Raw genomic sequence first — 17,827 nt, 5'->3', positions numbered from 1 at the left:
CGCTATGGTCCCGCGTCATGGGATACGAGCTGCGGGTGGTGCGCGATTCGCCACTCGCCTTCGCGGAGCTCGCGAAGGCCATCGCACCGGCCGGTTTCGGGCTGCGCGGAGATGACGAGATCGTGGCCGCGCACAGGGGCGGCACGCATGCGGTGGCGCGCTGGCAGGGCCAGCTGGTCGGCGAGCCCGGCTCCGACTGGCAGGTCGCTCAACTCGTCCGGCTCTCGGCCGCGCTCGGCGCCCGGCTCGTGGGCGAGGACGGCGAGGTCTACACGCTGCGCGACGGCGTCATCGAGGTCGTGACGGGCGGCAGCGCGATGGAGATCGGCAAGTTCGAGGAGATCATCGAAGCGGGCCCGGCCGCATGGACCCCCTGAACCCCTTCGCCGAGCGGGTGCTCGACCTCGTCGAGCGCATCCCGCCCGGCAAGGTCATGGCCTACGGCGACATCGCCGAATACCTGGGCGAGGGCGGTCCTCGCCAGGTCGGCAAGGTGATGTCGACGTGGGGCGGCGGCGTGCCGTGGTGGCGCGTCGTCCACGCCGACGGCTCCGGCGCGGCCCCTGACCACCTGCAACGCTGCCTGGCCCATTGGCGTGAGGAAGGCACGCCGTTGCGGGGCGATCGGGTGGACATGAGACAGGCGCGCTGGGACGGGCCTTCAGCGGATTTTCAGTAAGGGTCATGACCTGCCGTTTCGCCGAACCGGCGAATTCGTGACATGTGACTCGCATTACCATGGGCAGAACACTGAATGGCGGCCCGAAAGGCGGTGCCACCCCAATGGCAACCGGCGTCACAGCCCAGAGCCAGGGCGGCGATTCGCTCGCCGACCGCCTCAAGGCTGTCCAGGATCTTTGCGATCGTGGAGAGCCCCTCGAAGCGGTCATGCGAGCCGTCGGCCCCGGCGGTCGCGACGCGGCGTACGACACCGAGGTGCTGAGCGGCCCACTCGGGTCCCGCATGGACCTCGCGGTCAAGCGCGGCGCGGCACGTCGGCGCGAGATGCTGGACCTCGTCCGGCCCTACCTCGCGGCCGTGGACGCGCGCGTCAAGCACGACCTGCCGGTCGCGCGGCGTGTCATATGTCACCTGATCGAGCACCGGCCCGACGAGGAGCTCGTCGAGGGCGAGACGCTCACCAAGGTCGTGACGGCCGCCGCAGAACCGTCCAAGCGCATCCGCAAGGGCCTGCGCTGGTACGCGGACCTGCCCTTCCGCGACGAGCTGCCGCCCGACCTCTACCGGCTGCGGCGCGCCGACATGGTGCCGGTGACCCACATCGACGACATCGTCTGGGTCGACGGCAAGCTGCGCGTCACCGGGTTCGCGTACCTGGCGGGGCTCTCCGTCCGCAGCCGCAGGTTCAACTGGGCGACCGTGGTGCTGCGCGGGCCGCGCTGGCTGCCGCCCATCCGCATGCGCACGCGGCGCGTGCTCGCGCCCGAGGCCACCCATGGCGCGCGCGAGCCCGGCTGCAACTACGACTGGTCCGGGTTCAGCGCCGAGCTGAGCCCGTGGCCGCTGCGCTGGCGCGGCGCCGTACGCGATGTGGTGTCGGCCGTGCGGCGGCGGATGCGGCACCGCCCGTCGGTGCCCGACACGACCACCTGGCGGGCCGAGATCGTGTTCTGGAGCCGGGGCGCGCGGGCCACGGGCCTGCTGCGCGGCTCCTCGGTCGGCCGGCCCGAGCGTCCCGCCGGGCTCAAGGTGAAGCCGGGCCTGTGGATCCGGCCGGTGTGGACGTCCGACCGGGCGCTGCAGATCGTGCTCCAGCCCAACCGGGCCGAGCTGAAGGGCGTGTCCGTCGAGGGCGAGCGCCTGGAGCTGAAGATCTTCCTGTCCGGCCGCACGGTGACCAAGGGCCACGCCCGCCTGGGCGGCCACCGCATCGCCGCCGACTTCACCCCGTCCGGCGACGGCACGGAGGTCACGGTGGGGCTGGCCGTGCCCACCCTGCTGCAGGAGAAGGACGGGCGGCGGCTCTGGGTCGAGCCCAAGGGCGACCCGGCGGCGTCCGTCATGCTCGCCGACCTCGTGGAGACCCGCACGCCGGTGGGCGACCGCGAGATCACCGTGCTCGGCGACCGCCGTGACCGCGTGGTCGTCTCCGCCCACCGCATCCGTCCGGTGATCACCTCGGCCGTCTGGGAGGGCTCCGCGCTCCTGCTGCGCGGCCACTATCCCGACGCCCCCGGTCCCCGCACGCTGACGCTGCGGCACCGCTCCGGGCTGTCCTATCTGCTTCCCATGGAGCGCTCCGGCGAGGAGTTCTCCGTACGCGTCGAGCCCTCGGCCATGGACCGCTTCGGCGAGCCCGTGCCGCTCGCCTCCGGCACCTGGAACATGTCGATCCGCCACCCGTCGGGCGAGATCGTGCCGTTGCGCATGGACCACGCGGCCCTGCCGGGACTCGACGAGGACCCGCGCACGCTCGACGGGCGCACGTACCGGATGATCTCCACCCGGTTCGACGTGCCTGTCGTGACGGTCGAGGAGGCCCGGCCCGCCGACGAGCGGGGCGTGGCCGGCACCCACGTGCTGCGCCGCGTGTTCTACCCGGCCCAGCGCACCGAGCCGCTGAACGACGCGACCGTCTACGTCGTCAACGACGGCCGCCTCTACGCCGACAGCGTCCGCGCCATCTACGAGGAGCGGCTGCGGCGGGGCGACGATCGCGAGCACATCTGGGTCGTCAAGGACGGCGCCTTCGTGCCGCCCGGCGGCGCGACCGTCATCCGCGCGGGCAGCCGCGAGCACCACGCCGCGCTGGCCAGGTCCCGCTACATCGTGACCAACTCGTTCCTGCCGGTCTGGTTCAGGGCCCGCGAGGACCAGGTCGTGCTGCAGACCTGGCACGGCACCCCGGCCAAGCACATCGGCAACGACCAGTCCCACATGGCGCGCGACCCGAAGCCGCCGATCTGGCACCGCCAGGCGGCGGAGGTGCGCGGCTGGGACCTGCTGCTGTCACAGTCGCCGTGGGCCACGCCGGTGCTGCGCAAGGCGTTCGGCTACAAGGGCGAGATCCTGGAGAGCGGGCTGCCGCGCAACGACGTCCTCAACTCGCCCGACCGCGAGGCGCTGGCCGCCGCCGTGCGCGAGCGGCTGGGGCTCGTGGAGGGCAAGCGGGTGATCCTGTACGCGCCCACGTGGCGGGATTACGACCGCAAGAACGCCATGGTCAAGCTCGACCTCGCCAAGGCGCGCGAGGCCCTCGGGGCCGATCACGAGATCCTGGTGCGGGCGCATCCGATGCAGGCGGTGCCCGCCGTCCCGGACATCGCCCACGACGTCACCACTTATCCCGATATTGCCGACTTGCTGTTGGTGGCGGATGTGCTGGTGACGGACTACTCGTCGGTCATGTTCGACTTCGTGTGCACCGGCCGGCCGATCGTGTTCTACGGCTACGACCTGGCCAAATACTCGACCAAGCGGGGGCTCTACCTGGACCTGGCCGAGCAGGCGCCGGGGCCGGTGCTGTCGACGTCGGCCGAGGTGATCGAGGCCCTGCGCGACATCGACTCCGTGGCGGCGGCCCACACCGACCGCTACGAAGCCTTCCGCGCCACCTTCGCCCCCCGCGACGACGGGAAGGCCACTGCTCGCGTCGTCGATCATCTTTTCTCTTAGTTCCCGTGGCGGGCCGTGCGCCCGTCACGGCCTTCATTCTTTACGGCTGCGCACGGTGGGCCGCACGCGCCGACGTCGGTGGCCGTCCGTCCTGGCCGGTAGTGAAGGCTCACGGGCTGATCGCCGTGACGACGCGCATTCTTGGCCGGCTCCGTGGTCAAAAGCGCGCCACTCCACGCCTCCGCTCGCCCGCCGTCCCGCACCACCGCCGGGCCGATCGTCCGGCACCTCGCTCCCGGACGCCCGCCCTTTCGGTGGTGTCAGAAGAGGTCTGGGAGGTCGGGGAGGAGGAAGCGGCGGTTGGGGTCGTAGTCGAAGGTGAGGTCTTCGGCGCGGTGGAAGCCGCCGTTCGGGAGGTGCTCCACCAGGAGGTAGAGCAGGGATGACATGGTGGTGCCGCAGACGATCTCGCCGCTCTCGATGAGCTTGCGGAGGCGCGAGGCGTGCACCCACTCCACCCGCTCCGCCTCGCACGGGTCCGACGGCGGGCCGAGGTGGGTGGCGGAGTCGGCGCGGTAGATGTGGTGCAGGCTGTCGGTGAAGCCGTTGGTCGGCTGGATCGACAGCAGCGGGCGCAGCGGGCCGGGACGCCAGCCCGTCTCCTCCTCGACCTCGCGCGCGGCCGCCGCCTGAGGCATCTCGCCCTCCTCCACCTGGCCCAGCGGGATCTCCCAGCCCCAGCTGTCGGTGATGAAGCGATGCCGCCAGATCAGCAGCACCCGGTCCTGGTCGTCGGTGACGACCGCCCCCGCGCCGGGTGCGGTGCGTACGAGCCGGTGGTCGAGGCGGCGCCCGTCGGGCAGCTCCACCTCCGCCACCCGGATGTCCAGCCACGGGTCCGCGTACAGGGATCTCTCGGAGTGGACCTGCCAGCGCATGACCCTAAGTTACAAGGTCCTACGCTTGGTGAGCGAGATTGCCAGGGGCGAGAGGGCAACGCCGTGGGCGAACATGAGGCGGCGTGTCGCGCGAGAAAGTGGAGATTCGGCCCGATACGGTAGGCGGATTGCGTGGGGAGACCGGGCAAGACGGCACGATCTGTCCCTGTGGTCTGGTGGAATCTAGTGTTGTGAGTGGTCAGACCTGGCGATTGGTGCGGCGCGGTAGCACTGGCCCTGTTGTGCCCCCTGTGCTCGATGAGCACCAGCGTGCCGTGGTCGCCCACCAGAGCGGCCCCCTGCTCGTTCTCGCAGGTCCGGGCACCGGCAAGACCACCACCATAGTGGAGAGCGTCGTCGACAGGATCGAGCGGCGCGGCGTCGACCCCGAGCGCGTGCTCATCCTCACCTTCAGCCGCAAGGCCGCCGAGGAGCTGCGCCAGCGGGTCACCGCCCGCCTGCGCCGCACGACCCGCACCCCGCTGGCCCTCACCTTCCACTCCTACGCGTACGCGCTCCTGCGCCGCGAGTCCGTGCTGGAGGGCAAGGCCCCGCCGCGCCTGCTGACCGGCCCCGAGCAGCTCCTGGAGATCCGGCGGCTGCTCCACGGCGAGCTGGAGGGCGGCGCGCTCGACTGGCCGGTGTCGCTGCGCGAGCCGCTCAAGACGCGGGGCTTCGCCGAGGAGCTGCGCGACTTCCTGTCCAGGGCCAACGAGCGCGGGCTCGACCCCGAGCGGCTGATCGCCCTCGGCAGGCTGCACGGCAGGAGCGACTGGGTGGCGGCGGGCAGGTTCGCCGAGCGTTACCAGGACAGGTTCGACCTCGACCCGGAGGAGACCTACGACTACGCCGAGCTGATCGGCGCCGCCTCGGCGTTACTGGCCCGGCCGGAGGTGCGCGAGCGGGAGCGGGCGGCGCACGACGTGGTGTTCGTGGACGAATACCAGGACACCGACCCGGCACAGGAGTTCCTGCTGGCCCAGCTCGCCGGCGACGGGGCCGACCTGGTCGCCGTCGGCGACCCCGACCAGTCGATCTACGGCTTCAGGGGCGCCGACGTGCAGGGCATCATGAAGTTCCCGGAGCGGTTCAAGACCGTCGACGGCCGCGAGGCGCCGGTGCTGGCGCTGCGGGTGTGCCGCAGGAGCGGGGCCGACCTGCTGGAGGCCTCCCGCCGGGTGGCGGCCCGGCTGCCGGTGGCGCCCATGCCCGACCACGCCTACGGGCACGAGCACGACCACCGCGACCTGGCTCCGCTGCCCGACGCGGACCCCGGCGACGTGCGGGTGCTGCTGGCCGACAGCACCAGCCAGGAGGCGGCGATCGTGGCCGACACGCTGCGGCGCGCGCACCTGATCGACGGGGTGCCGTGGCACCGGATGGCGGTGCTGGTCCGCTCGGCCAAGCGCCAGGTGCCGCTGCTGCGCCGGGCGCTGGTCAACGCGGGCGTGCCGACGATGATCGCGGGCGACGAGGTGCCGATCGCGCAGGAGCCCGGCGTGCGGCCGCTGCTCACCATGCTCCGCGTGGCCATGGACCCCGCCCAGCTCGACGAGGGCGTGGCCGAGGAGCTGCTGACGGGGCCGCTCGGTGGCACGGACATGATCGGCGTACGCCGCCTCCGCCGCGCCCTCAAGATCGCCGAGAACGAGGCGGAGGGCACGCGCTCGTCCGGCGAGCTGCTGGTCGCGGCCGTGCAGGACGTCAGGGAGCTCATCCGCGTCGAAGACCACGTCGCCGTCCCCGCCGAGCGCGTGGCCAAGCTCCTGGCCGCCGCCCGCGAGGCCGCGCAGCAGGAGGGGACGGCGGAAGACCTTCTGTGGGCCGTGTGGCACGCCAGCGGCCTGGCCCAGCGCTGGACCGAGCTGAGCCTGCAGGGCGGCCCCAGGGGCGCGCAGGCCGACCGCGACCTCGACGCCGTGGTGGCCCTGTTCGACCACGCGGCCCGGTTCGTGGACCGGATGCCCAAGGCGGGCCCCGAGGTGTTCATCGACGACCTGGCCGCCCAGGAGATCCCCGGCGACACGCTGGCCGACCGGGCCCCCGACGGCGACGCCGTGCGCGTGCTGACCGCCCACCGCTCCAAGGGCCTCGAATGGGACGTCGTGGTGGTCGCGGGCGTGCAGGAGGGCGTCTGGCCGGACCTGCGGCTGCGCGGGTCGCTGCTCGGCGTGGAAGACCTCGTCGAGGTGGTCGAGGGCACCAAGCCCAACGCCGCCTCGCTGGCCTCCAAGCTGCTGGCCGAGGAGCGCAGGCTGTTCTACGTGGCCGCCACCAGGGCCAGGCGCAGGCTGGTGGTGACCGCGGTGGGCGGTGAGGACACCGACGAGCGCCCGTCCAGGTTCCTGTCGGAGCTGATGCCGGGAGCGGTGGAGTCGGCCACGGTGGACGACCGCGCCCGCTGGCTGAACATGTCCGCCCTGGTGGCCGACCTCCGCAGCGCGGTGACCGACCCCACCAAGCCCAGGAAGATGCGGCAGAAGGCGGCCAGGCAGCTCGCCCGCCTCGCCGCCGCGGGTGTCCAGGGCGCTCACCCCAACGACTGGTACGCCCTCACGCCCATCTCCGACGACCGCCCGCTGAGCTGGCCCGACGACGTCGTCAGCATCTCGCCCTCGGCGGTCGAGAGCTTCACCAAGTGCGGCCTGCGCTGGCTGCTGGAGACGGCCGTCGGCGCGGCGGGCACGAGCACCGCCCAGGGTCTGGGCAACATCATCCACGCCCTGGCCGTCCTGGCGGCCACCGACCTGCCCAGCGAGGACCTCCTGGGCGACCGCCTCAACCAGGTCTGGGGCGACCTCGACTTCGGCGGCGTCTGGTACAACCGCAAGCAGCGCCAGGTCGCCGAGCAGATGATCGGCAAGTTCCTGCGCTGGCACAAGGAGAATCCGCGCGAGCTGGTGGCCCTGGAGGAGGCGTTCACGGCGATGGTCACCGAGGGCGTCCAGATCAAGGGCCGCGTCGACCGGGTCGAGCGCGACTCCGACAACCGCGCAGTGATCATCGACCTCAAGACCGGCGGCTCCAAGCCCAAGGCCGGCGACCTCGACCGCCACCCCCAGCTCGGCGTCTACCAGCTCGCCGCGCTGCTCGGGGCCTTCGCGCGGCACGGCATGACCGAGCCGGGCGGCGCCGCGCTCGTCCAGGTCGGCAAGGCGGCGGGCAAGAACGACGCGCTGGAGCAGGCGCAGCCCCCGCTGGCCGACGACAAGGACCCGGGCTGGGCCAAGGACCTGGTCGACACGGTGGCCACCGGCATGTCGGGCCCGTTCTTCCAGGCCAAGGTCAACGACGGCTGCCGCACGTGCGCGGCCAGGGCGAGCTGCCCGGTCAACGACAACGGGGGCCAGGTGTGCTGACCCCCGCCGAACTCGCCGGCAAGCTCGGCATCCTGCCCCCCACCCGCGAGCAGGCCACGGTCATCGAGTCCCCGCTGGAGCCCATGGTCGTCATGGCCGGCGCGGGCTCGGGCAAGAGCGAGACCATGGCCGGGCGCGTGGTCTGGCTGGTCGCCAACGGCCTGGTCAAACCGGAGAACGTGCTGGGCCTGACCTTCACCCGCAAGGCCGCCGCCGAGCTGGCCACCCGGGTCAGGGAGCGGCTGAACGGCCTGGCCGAGGCGGGCCTCGTGGAGCCGGGCGCGCTCGACAACGAGCCGACCGTGTCCACCTACCACGCCTACGCCGCCCGCCTGGTCACCGACCACGCCCTGCGCGAAGGGCTGGAGCCGACCATGCGCCTGGTCACGCCGGCGGTGTCGTGGCAGCTCGCCTCGCGGGTGGTGGCGATGTACGACGGGCCGATGGACCGGATCGAGCTGGGCCCGCCGTCGGTCACCGCCGCCGTGCTGGAGCTGGCCGGCGAGCTGTCGGAGCACCTGCGCTCGGCCGGCGACGTGCGGCGGGTGGGGGAGTGGCTGCGGGGCAGGCTCGACGTGCTGACCGGCAGGACGACCGTGGCCCAGCGCAAGCCGCTCGGCGTCCAGGCCGCCAGGGAGCAGCTGCTGCCGATGGTGGAGGCGTACGAAAAGCTCAAGCGCGGCCGGGAGGTCATCGACTACGGCGACCAGATGTCGCTGGCCGCCAGGATCGCCGCCAACCACAAGGAGGTCGGCGAGATCGAGCGCGCCCGCTACTCCGTGGTCCTGCTCGACGAATACCAGGACACCAGCCACGCCCAGCTCGTCCTGCTGCGCTCCCTCTACGGCGGCGGCCACCCGGTCACCGCCGTGGGCGATCCCTGCCAGTCCATCTACGGCTGGCGCGGCGCCTCCGCGGGCAACCTGCGCCGCTTCCCCCGGGACTTCCGCAACAGCACCGGCGACCCCGCCGAGGTCCGCCAGCTCAGCGTCAGCTTCCGCAACGGCGATCGGGTGCTCGACGTCGCCGCCCGCGTCCAGCTCCCGCTGCGCATGGAGGCCCGCGAGGTGCCCGTCCTGGTCCCCGGCCCCAACCGGGTCGAGCGCGGCCGGGTCACCTGCGCCTTCCACGAGACGGCCGAGGACGAGGCGAAGTGGATCGCCGACGGCATCGCCAGGATCCTCGGCACGGAGACGGCGCCCGACGGCCTGCCCTGGGGCGAGAAGGAGCGCAAGAAGACGCTCGCCGTGCAGCCCCAGGACGTCGCGATCCTGGCGCGCAAGCGCTCGCAGTTCCCCGCGCTGCGCAGGGCGCTGGAGGAGCGCGACATCCCGGTCGAGGTGGTCGGTCTCGGTGGCCTGCTGACCGTGCCCGAGGTGACCGACATCGTGGCCACCCTGCGCGTCCTGTACGACGCGACGGCCGGCGACGCGCTGGCCAGGCTGCTGGCCGGGCCCCGCTGGCGGATCGGGCCCGCCGACCTGCGCGTGCTGGGCGAGCACGCCAGGCTGCTGGCCCGCGAGCTGAGCGAGAGCGGCCGGGAGGAGGACCCGCTCGACCAGGTGGTGGCCGACCTGGCCGGGGAGCGCGGCAGCCTGGTGGACGCGCTGGACGAGCTGCCCGACCGGGAGGAGTGGCTGGAGGCGTTCTCGCCGCTGGCCCGCACCCGGCTGGTGGCGCTCGCCCACGAGCTGCGCCGGCTCCGGGCGCACACCGCGCAGCCGCTCCCCGACCTGATCAGCGAGGTCGAACGGACGCTCGGCCTCGACGTCGAGGTGGCCGCGCGCAGCGGCACGACGAGCACGTTCGCGGCGCGGGCCGATCTCGACGCGTTCCTCGACGCCGCGTCCAGGTTCGCGGGCGACGCGGAGGACCCGACGCTGGGCGCGTTCCTGGCCTACCTGCAGGCGGCGGAGAGCGAGGAGTTCGGGCTGGAGGCGGGCCGGGTCGGCGACAGCAACAGCGTCAAGCTCATGACCGTGCACGCCTCCAAGGGGCTGGAGTGGCCGATCGTGGTCGTGCCGGGGCTGTCGCAGCTCGTCAGCTCGAAGGGGACGATCGCGACGGGCAGCATCTTCCCCGCCACGCCGGTCATGAACAGCCGCTGGACCGAAAACCCGCGCAAGCTCCCCTACCCGCTCCGCGGCGACGCCGCCGACCTGCCGCGGCTGGGCGGGCTGAGCAAGGAGGAGCTGGGCGCGTTCGACGAGCACTGCCGCGAGCGCGACCTGATGGAGGAGCGCAGGCTCGCGTACGTGGCGGTGACCCGCGCCCACTACCACCTGATCGCCTCCGGCTACCGCTGGGGGAGCGCCACCAAGCCGCTGGAGCCGTCCGACTTCCTGCTGGAGATCCGCGACACCGCCGACCGCGTCTCGGTCTGGGCCGGCGACCTGGCCGACGGCGCCACCAACCCGCTGCTGGCCGAGCCCGCCGAGGCCATCTGGCCGGTCACGCCCGAGGGCCTGCGCTACGAGTCCGTGCTCGACGGCGCCCGCCTGGTCGAGGACGCCCTGGCCGGGGCGCTCGCCGACGAGGAGGAGGACGAGCCGCTGCGGGCGTTCGAGGAGGAGCGGCTGCGGGCCTGGGAGCGCGACACCGACCTGCTGCTGCGCGAGCGGGAGCTGCACCGGCGCAGGCCCGCCACGATCGTCGAGCTGCCGGCCAAGCTGACCGTGTCGTCGCTGGTCACGCTGGCCGGCGACCCGCGCGAGCTGGCCCGCAGGATCCGCCGCCCCGTCCCGGTCAAGCCCGCGCCGCTGGCGCGCCGGGGCACGTCGTTCCACAAGTGGCTGGAGACGCGGTGGGACCAGCAGCGGCTGATCGACGACCTGGAGCTGTACGACGAGGAGCTCGAAGAGGCGGATGTGCGCCTCGCCGAGCTGCAGGAGCGGTTCGAGGCCAGCGAGTGGGCCGATCGGCGGCCGGTCGATCTGGAGGTGCCGTTCGAGACCATGATCGCCGACCGGCTCGTGCGCGGGCGGATGGACGCGGTCTTCGACCTGCCCGGCGGCGGCTACGAGGTCGTCGACTGGAAGACCGGCGAGCCGCCCAGGGGGAAGAAGGCCGCCAGGGTGGCGTCGGTGCAGCTGGCCGCGTACCGGCTGGCCTGGTCGCACCTGGCGGGGGTGCCGCTGGAGAAGGTGCGGGCGGCCTTCCACTACGTACGCGCCAACCGCACCGTGCGCCCGGTCGACCTGCTCGACGCCGACGGCCTGGTGGCCCTCATCGAGGGGGTCAAGCTCGTAGATGGTGGAACGCCGGCTTCGGGTGCATGAGGAAGTCGTGGTGGGAGATGTTCCAGGCGTAGGCGCCGGCCATCTCGAAGACCACGGTGTCCCCGACGCGGGCCGAGGTCACGATTTTTCGGGAAAAAACGTCCTTTGGGGTGCACAGCTGGCCGACGAACGTGATCGGCTCGTCCGCCAGGCCCGGCCCCTTGCCCGTGGGCAGGATCGTGAACGGCTGGTCGTGGCCCTTGGTCGCCGGCGTCCGCAGGTGGTGGGTGCCGCCCAGCAGGATCGCGTACGCCTCGCCGCGCACCCGCTTCACGTCCACGACCCTGGTCACGTAGTAGCCGCAGTACGCAGTCAGCGCCCGGCCGGGCTCGATCCGCAGGCGTTTGCCGCCCCGGACGGCCGCGAGGCCCGCCCCGTACGCCGCCCAGTCGAACCTCGACTCCGGCTCCGCGTACGACACCGCCATGCCGCCGCCCAGGTTGACCTCCTCGTGCTCGTGGTCCAGCAGGGCCCGGGCGAGGGTCAGGAGCTGGGGGGCGTCCAGACCGCTGGCCAGGTGGGTGTGCAGGCCGCGCAGGCGTACCCGCTCGGTGAACAGCGGCAGGCACTCCGCCACGCCCTGCTCGTCCATGCCGAACGGCCCGCTCATCGTGAGCGCGGCGCCCTCGACGGGAAGGTCGGGGTTGAGCCTGAGCAGCACGTCGGCCTCCAGGCCGGTGGCGAGGAGGCGGCGCAGCTCGTTCGGGGACTCGACGTGGATGCGGTGGTGCGGCAGGCGCAGCTCGGCGTCGGTCTTGCCGGGGCCGCCGAGCGCGACCGGCTTGCCCGGGAACAGGGTCGTGACGTGCGCGTGCTCGCCCGCCGACGACGCCTCGAACCCGTCCACGTGCCCGGCCAGCACGCGCAGCAGCTCGGCGTCCGGGTTGGCCTTGACGGCGTAGTAGAGCTCGATCCCGCCGAGCGCCCGCCGTACGGAGGCGGCGTGCTCGTCCAGCGCGGGCAGGTCGTACAGGTAGGCGGGGACCTCACCGAGGCGCGGCGCGGCGTCCTGCACGCGGTCGGTGATCATGCCAGCGGGTTCGCGATCGGGACGTAACCGGCGGCGCGGTCGGCCGCCCGCGCCCAGCGGACGCCCAGATTCGCCTTGGCGGGCAGCGGCGCGCCGGCCAGCAGGTCCGACAGGGGCAGCGGCCGGCCGAGCTCGTCCGCCTGGCCGGCGAGCAGGTCGCGGGCGATCCGCCACAGCTCGCGCAGCAGCCCGTCGTCCGCTCCCGCGACGGTGGCGGCGATCTCGGTGAGGTGGTTGACGAGCAGGCAGTACACCACGCGGGCCCAGCCGCGCTCGGCGTCGTAGGTGAGGGCCGCGGCCACCTCGGGGTGCAGGCCGGCGAGGTCGTGGCGGCCGGCGACGAGCTTGGTGCCCTCCAGGTCACGGAAGACCGCCTCCGCGGGGAGCCCGTCCGCGTCCAGGCCGACCAGGACGTTCTGCAGGTGGGGTTCCAGGACGACGCCGTAGGAGAAATACAGCTCCAGGACGGGCAGCGCGACCGCCGCCACGTACGCCCGCCACCAGGCGAGCGGGTCCTTGACCGGCGCGCCGAGGGCGAGCGCGGCGGCCAGCACCGGCGTCACGCCGGGGGAGCAGGCGGTCCAGGGGCTCTGCCGGACGATCACGCCCAGGCCCTCGTGGAGCCGGGTGCCGAGAGCCGCCGAGCGGTAGCCGGGCTCGGGGAGCCAGCGGGTGGCGGGGTGCCTGTTGGCGACCTCCTTGAGGATCGGGCCCAGGCGGGAGGTGAGCTCCACGGCGCCGGCCAGCTCGTACCAGGCGTTCTTGCGCACGCAGTTCGTGATCCGCACATCCAGGGAGAACTTCAGGCACGCCTCCGCCCCGGGCGCGTACACGGTCCGCACGGACGAGGTCGGCAGCACCAACGGGCCCGGCCCCAGGTCGATCAGCTCGGCCCCGAACGCGGGCCGCAGCAGCTCCAGTTGCCACGGGTGCGCCGGGAGCAGCCGGTAGCCGGGCGGCGCCGCGCCCATCGTGTCGAGCACCGCCGCGTCGCCGCCCTCGGCCAGCACGTCCTCGCGCACGCCGAGCAGCCGCACGGGGAACTCGGCGTGGGCCTCGGGCGCGTAGCGCAGCCAGCCGTCCCCGCCGCGCGCCTTGGGGCTGGGGTGGAAGGGATGGCCGTAGACCAGCGACTGCTCCGAGGCCAGCCACGGATCGGCGGGCGGGACGGCGTCCCGCCTCGCGCGCAGGATCGCGGCCACCGCCTCGCGGCTGGCCGCCACCTGCGCGGCGAACTCGCCGTTCGCCCCGTGGAGGTCGCCTTCGACCAGCCGTACCAGCTCGTCGGTCGTCAGCGGCCGCCAGGCGCCCTCCTCCAGGCGCTCAGGCCGGCCGTCGAAGCGCAGCGCGGCGCCGCCGTGGGTGCGGACCCGCAGCAGCGTGCCCGCCACCCGCAGCAGCAGGTACGGCGGCGCGGGCCAGACCAGGCCGCGCGGCCCGGCCACCTCCCGCACGCAGCAGCGCAGCAGGGCCGCCAGCGTCGCCTCCTCGGCTGTTTCCTCAGCCGTTGTTTCGTCAGTTGTTTCGTCAGCCGGGGCGGAGGGCGCGTCGAGGGCCGGAGCGTGCATTCAAGCTCTCCTCAGGTAGTTGGGCCCGCTGGTGCCGTAGAACTTGTTGACGTCGCGGGCGCCGGAGCGTTCCTTCGCGACGAGCGTCCCAGCGGTGATCATGGACTTGCCGGTGAGCCTGGCCGCGTCCAGAGTCCTGGCGCGCAGGATCCTGGCCATGGGGTCCTCGCCGTACTCGTCGAGGGCCTCGGCCAGCGTGCCGCGCAGCAGCGCCGCGGCCTCGGCGTGCGGCATCGCCCCGAACGCCACGGCGGCGGCGGCGAGATGCAGCGTGATGGTCACGAACACGTCGGCCAGCGCGTGCGGATCGTCGTTCAGCATCCGCTCGTCGGCGAACCCGGGCACCTCGATCCCGGCCGCCCGCAGCCTCGCGGGTGAGGCCAGCAGCCCGTCGTTGTCCTTGACGAGCAGCCGCATGCGCTCGCCCTGGAAGACCAGGGCGAGGTTCTGCTGGTGGGCTTCGAGGGCGACGCCGTAGCGCACGAAGAGCCGTACGTTCCAGCGCAGCAGCAGCCGCAGGTAGGCGGGGACGACGTCGCCCAGCTCGTCGAGCACCCCCGGCGCCCCCAGCGCGGCCACCGGCACGATCCTGCCTTCGGGTAGCCGCCTGACCATCCAGGCCAGGTATTCGTGCCCGGCGTGCCCGTAGGTCTGCTCGTCGGCCAGCAGGACGTCGGGATCGGCCAGCTCCCGCAGCAGCAGCTCGGCCTTCGCGCCGTCGCCGAGCGTGCCCGGCTTGATCGAACGCCGGTTGCGCATGCCCAGGGTGCTGATCGGCAGCGGGAGCTTGAGATGGGTGCGGGGATCGAGCTCGACGGTCCGCATCGACAGGGTGGGCCGCACGGTCACCCGGGCCTCGTCGAGGACCCGTACCCCGTCGATCTTCCGCACCTCCCCAACGGCGAGCGGATGCACGGGGAACAGCGCCTCGTCGCTCTCCCAGGGCGCCACGTCGGCGGGCAGGCGATCGGCGGCGCCGGGCGCGAGCGTCCGGCGAGGTACGGCCGCCCACCGCAGCTCGAACGAGGGCGCGAACTCCGGCGCGTAGGCCAGCAGCTCCTGCTCCGACAGCCCCACCCGCGCCCGCGAGGTCGGATAGACGGGATGGTCCACGAAGGCGGCCAGCGCCTCATAGGACGGCCCCCGCGCGAGCACCTCCCCGGCCCGCGAGTCGTGCAGCTCCAGAGCGGTCAGCGCCGCCAGGCATTCCTCGAAGAAGGCCGCGACGCCCTCCGAGTCCGCCGGGTCCGCCACCTCGGCCAGCGTCTCCAGCACCTGCTCCAGCCCGAGCCGCTCCTCCGACGCGACCACGAAGTCCTGGAACAGCGCGCCGGGCTCCAGGCGCACCCACCGGCCGTCGGCCAGCGGCAGCCCCACGCCGTCCTTGGTCCGGCTGATCCGGGAGGACAGCCCGCCGTAGTCCTCGCGCAGCAACGCGTTCAGGACCCGGGCGGCCAGATAGGCCTCCCGATCGCTCATTCGACCACCCACGGCCGCGCGGCCCGGTAGGACTCGACGGCCGCGTCCACGGCGGCCCGGGAGGGCCCGACGGCACGTACGACGCCCAGATAGTCCCGGTTCGTGTGCGTGAGCGAGATGACGTCCCCGACGGCCCGCAGCGGCCGGTGCCACAACCGGACGTCCCCTTCGACGAGGGTCTCGGCCCCGGGGGCGTCCTTGACGGTCCCGGCCCGGCCGGCGACCAGGCTGACCGCACTCCCGTACGACGAAATTTCCGGAATGTCGGGCACGGCCTCCCCGAGATGCACCCGCAGGATCCACTCGAACAGCGGCACCCCGAGCACGTCACCGAGCAGGAAGTCGCAGTTGTCGCCGATCACCCGGTAGTTCACCTCGACGATCCGGGGCCCTCGCGCAGTGACCACGTACTCGGTGTGGCAGGCTCCGAACCCGACGCCCAGCGCCCCCAGCGCCGCCAGCACGTGCTCGTGCGTCCCGTCCCGCGGAGCCCAGTCGAGCCGTTCCTCGATGAAGTACGGCAGCGCCCCCAGCGTCGTCTCGAACCCGCCGAGCACCCGCGTCACGGACGCGTCCCCCAGCGTCTCCAGCGTCCGCAGCGGCCCTTCCAGGTACTCCTCGACGACCAGCGTCTCGCCCGGCCGCCGCTTCCTGACCAGGGCCACGGCGCCGGCCAGGTCGCGTTCGACGAGCATGACGTCCTCGCTGGCCACGCCCTCACGCGGTTTCAGCACGACCGGATAGGGGAGGCGCCCGGGCACCGGATCGCCGGGGGCGAGCCGGATCGACCACACCTGCTCGACGCCGGCCTCGAGGAGCCTGCGACGCATCAGGAACTTGTTCTTGGCGGCCACGCAGGCCCGCCAGTCCTTGCCGGGCAGCCCGAAATAGGCCGCCGCGAGCGCCGTCTCCGCCTGCAGGTGGTCCGAGTTGGTGAAGATCGCGTCCGGCCTGCCGAGACTCTCGACGGCGTCGATGAGGGCCCGCGGGTCGCGGACGTCGCACGCCACCGCGTACGGATGCCGCTCCGGCCGATCCGTCAGGACCGTGACCTCCAGCCCCAGCGCCTCGGCCGCGGGCAGGAAGCCGTCCGTCACGGAATCGGTTGGTTTGAGCGCGGTCAGGTAGAGCCGCAACGCGAAGGCACCCCCGAAGGATCAGGTAAGGCTAACCTAACTCGTCGATCTTAGCCCGAGAGAGATCACCCCGGGGCCCGGATACCGTAATCGCCGGCTAACTGCGAGGTCATAGGATGACAGGGGATTTCGGGAGGGGGCGGCCTGTGGAGACGACCGCGGAAGAGCAACTCATCGGGCCTCTGCTTCTGGCACGCGGCACCATCGACAGATCCTCGGCGCTGCGGGCCAACGAGCGGTGGCTGGAGCGGGCGTGGACCGATCCGTCGACCAGGGTGCTGGTGATCGACGACGGTCACACGCTGGTGCGGCGGTCGGGCGACGCGGTGCAGGCGGTGCTCTATGCGCCGGCCGAGGCGCCGCCGGGCGAGCGCTACCTGCTCGGGGTCGAGGACGGGGTCGCCTACTTCGCGGTGGCCGCGCCGCTGCCCGGCGTTCCGGGGGGCGACGTCAACGGGCGCGTGACGGTGCCCATGAGCCTGCGCGACACGCCCGACGGCGAGCCGGTGGCGGCCGGGTTGCGCCAGGTCGGGGGCCTGCTCGGCGACCGCGACGCGGGCCTGCTGGTCTACGCCGTGGCGCTGGAGGCCTGGCACACGACCCACGAATACTGCCCGCGCTGCGGCACCCGCACCGAGGTGCAGGCCGGCGGGCACATCCGGGTCTGCCCGCAGGACGGCAGCCAGCACTTCCCCCGCGTCGACCCCGCGGTGATCATGCTGGTCCGCGACGCGGACGACCGCTGCCTGCTCGCCCGCGGCCCGCAGTGGCCGGAGGGGCGGCTGTCGATCCTGGCAGGGTTCGTGGAGCCGGGGGAGTCGCTGGAGCACGCCGTCGCCCGCGAGGTGGCGGAGGAGGTCGGCGTCACCGTCGTCCGCCCGCGCTATCTCGGCAGCCAGCCCTGGCCGTTCCCGCGCAGCCTCATGCTGGGCTTCTTCGCCGAGGCGATCTCGACCGAGCTCACGCCGGACGCCGAGGAGATCGCCGAGGCCCGCTGGTTCTCGCGCGAGGAGCTGGCGCGGGCGCTGGAGTCCGGCGAGCTGCGCCTGCCCCCGCCGGTGTCGATCGCCCGCCGCCTCATCGAGACCTGGTACGGCGGCGAGCTGACCGGCGACTGGTGATCAGGCGGCCCCGAGCAGGGCCTTGACCTCGAGAGCCGAAGGGTTGGTACGCACCACGCGGCCGTCGGGGGTGTCGATCACCACGGTCGGCACCACCTGGTTGCCGTTGTTGACGCTCATCACGAACTCCGCGGCCGACGGGTCGCGCTCGATGTCAATGTCCTTGAAGCTGATGCCCTCGCGGGTGAGCTGGGACTTGAGCCGCTTGCAGGGGCCGCACCAGGTGGTGCTGTAGACGGTGAGCGCCATGTCGGGGGATCCCTCCGGAGGTCAGGAAAATAGGCGTTCCATGCAACAACCGGACTGTGCAAGTTCATTCCTGAGGCGGGGGTGTCCCGCCTC

12 protein-coding genes are annotated in these 17,827 nt (G+C 72.8%); 6 read left to right on the top strand and 6 right to left on the bottom strand.

Annotation, left to right across the window (positions count from 1 at the left end; translation table 11 throughout):
• Nucleotides 1-17: 17 nt before the first annotated feature.
• The 3 genes from HD596_RS06640 to HD596_RS06630 all read left to right on the top strand — a co-directional run bounded on the left by HD596_RS06640 (nucleotide 18) and on the right by HD596_RS06630 (nucleotide 3,636).
• Nucleotides 18-377 (top strand): hypothetical protein, encoded by a 360-nt coding sequence (locus tag HD596_RS06640; RefSeq protein ID WP_185068424.1) that lies wholly within the window; start codon nucleotides 18-20, stop codon nucleotides 375-377.
• Nucleotides 365-679 (top strand): MGMT family protein, encoded by a 315-nt coding sequence (locus HD596_RS06635; protein WP_185068423.1) that lies wholly within the window; start codon nucleotides 365-367, stop codon nucleotides 677-679. The genes HD596_RS06640 and HD596_RS06635 overlap by 13 nt, the downstream gene beginning before the upstream one ends.
• Before the next feature lie 209 nt (nucleotides 680-888).
• Nucleotides 889-3,636, top strand: a complete 2,748-nt coding sequence (locus HD596_RS06630) for a CDP-glycerol glycerophosphotransferase family protein (RefSeq protein ID WP_185068422.1) — start codon at nucleotides 889-891, stop codon at nucleotides 3,634-3,636.
• A gap of 260 nt (nucleotides 3,637-3,896) precedes the next feature.
• Here the strand turns inward: HD596_RS06630 and HD596_RS06625 are convergent, their stop codons facing one another.
• On the bottom strand, nucleotides 3,897-4,514 hold the full coding sequence (locus HD596_RS06625; protein ID WP_185068421.1) for an NUDIX domain-containing protein: 618 nt from the start codon (nucleotides 4,512-4,514) through the stop codon (nucleotides 3,897-3,899).
• A 251-nt stretch (nucleotides 4,515-4,765) separates the two neighbouring features.
• Between HD596_RS06625 and HD596_RS06620 the strand changes: the two genes are divergently transcribed.
• Nucleotides 4,766-7,873, top strand: coding sequence for an ATP-dependent helicase (locus tag HD596_RS06620; protein WP_313043004.1), 3,108 nt, complete (start codon nucleotides 4,766-4,768; stop codon nucleotides 7,871-7,873).
• A complete protein-coding gene (locus tag HD596_RS06615; RefSeq protein ID WP_185068419.1) occupies nucleotides 7,867-11,151 on the top strand; it encodes an ATP-dependent helicase in 3,285 nt (1,094 codons plus the stop codon). The genes HD596_RS06620 and HD596_RS06615 overlap by 7 nt, the downstream gene beginning before the upstream one ends.
• Here the strand turns inward: HD596_RS06615 and HD596_RS06610 are convergent.
• The 4 genes from HD596_RS06610 to HD596_RS06595 are packed head-to-tail and all read right to left on the bottom strand — an operon-like array spanning nucleotide 11,111 to nucleotide 16,364.
• Nucleotides 11,111-12,181, bottom strand: a complete 1,071-nt coding sequence (locus tag HD596_RS06610; protein WP_185068418.1) for a type III PLP-dependent enzyme domain-containing protein — start codon at nucleotides 12,179-12,181, stop codon at nucleotides 11,111-11,113. The genes HD596_RS06615 and HD596_RS06610 overlap by 41 nt on opposite strands.
• Nucleotides 12,178-13,749, bottom strand: coding sequence for an IucA/IucC family protein (locus tag HD596_RS06605; RefSeq protein WP_185068417.1), 1,572 nt, complete (start codon nucleotides 13,747-13,749; stop codon nucleotides 12,178-12,180). Before HD596_RS06605 ends, HD596_RS06610 begins: the two co-directional genes overlap by 4 nt.
• Entirely contained in the window at nucleotides 13,750-15,228 is a 1,479-nt protein-coding gene (locus HD596_RS06600; RefSeq protein ID WP_185068416.1) for an IucA/IucC family protein, read from the bottom strand. It abuts the gene before it with no gap.
• On the bottom strand, nucleotides 15,225-16,364 hold the full coding sequence (locus tag HD596_RS06595) for an ATP-grasp domain-containing protein (protein ID WP_185068415.1): 1,140 nt from the start codon (nucleotides 16,362-16,364) through the stop codon (nucleotides 15,225-15,227). The genes HD596_RS06600 and HD596_RS06595 overlap by 4 nt, the downstream gene beginning before the upstream one ends.
• 146 nt (nucleotides 16,365-16,510) lie before the next feature.
• Between HD596_RS06595 and nudC the strand changes: the two genes are divergently transcribed.
• Nucleotides 16,511-17,485: an NAD(+) diphosphatase gene (nudC, locus tag HD596_RS06590; RefSeq protein WP_313042998.1), complete on the top strand. Its 975-nt coding sequence runs from the start codon at nucleotides 16,511-16,513 to the stop codon at nucleotides 17,483-17,485.
• On the opposite strand, the gene HD596_RS06585 is transcribed toward nudC, so the two are convergent.
• Nucleotides 17,486-17,734 (bottom strand): mycoredoxin, encoded by a 249-nt coding sequence (locus HD596_RS06585; RefSeq protein ID WP_185068413.1) that lies wholly within the window; start codon nucleotides 17,732-17,734, stop codon nucleotides 17,486-17,488.
• Nucleotides 17,735-17,827: the final 93 nt, after the last annotated feature.

The organism is Nonomuraea jabiensis (genome assembly GCF_014204795.1).
In the GTDB taxonomy this organism is placed as follows: Bacteria; Actinomycetota; Actinomycetes; order Streptosporangiales; family Streptosporangiaceae; genus Nonomuraea; species Nonomuraea jabiensis.
This window is presented reverse-complemented; position numbering and strand designations above follow the sequence as displayed.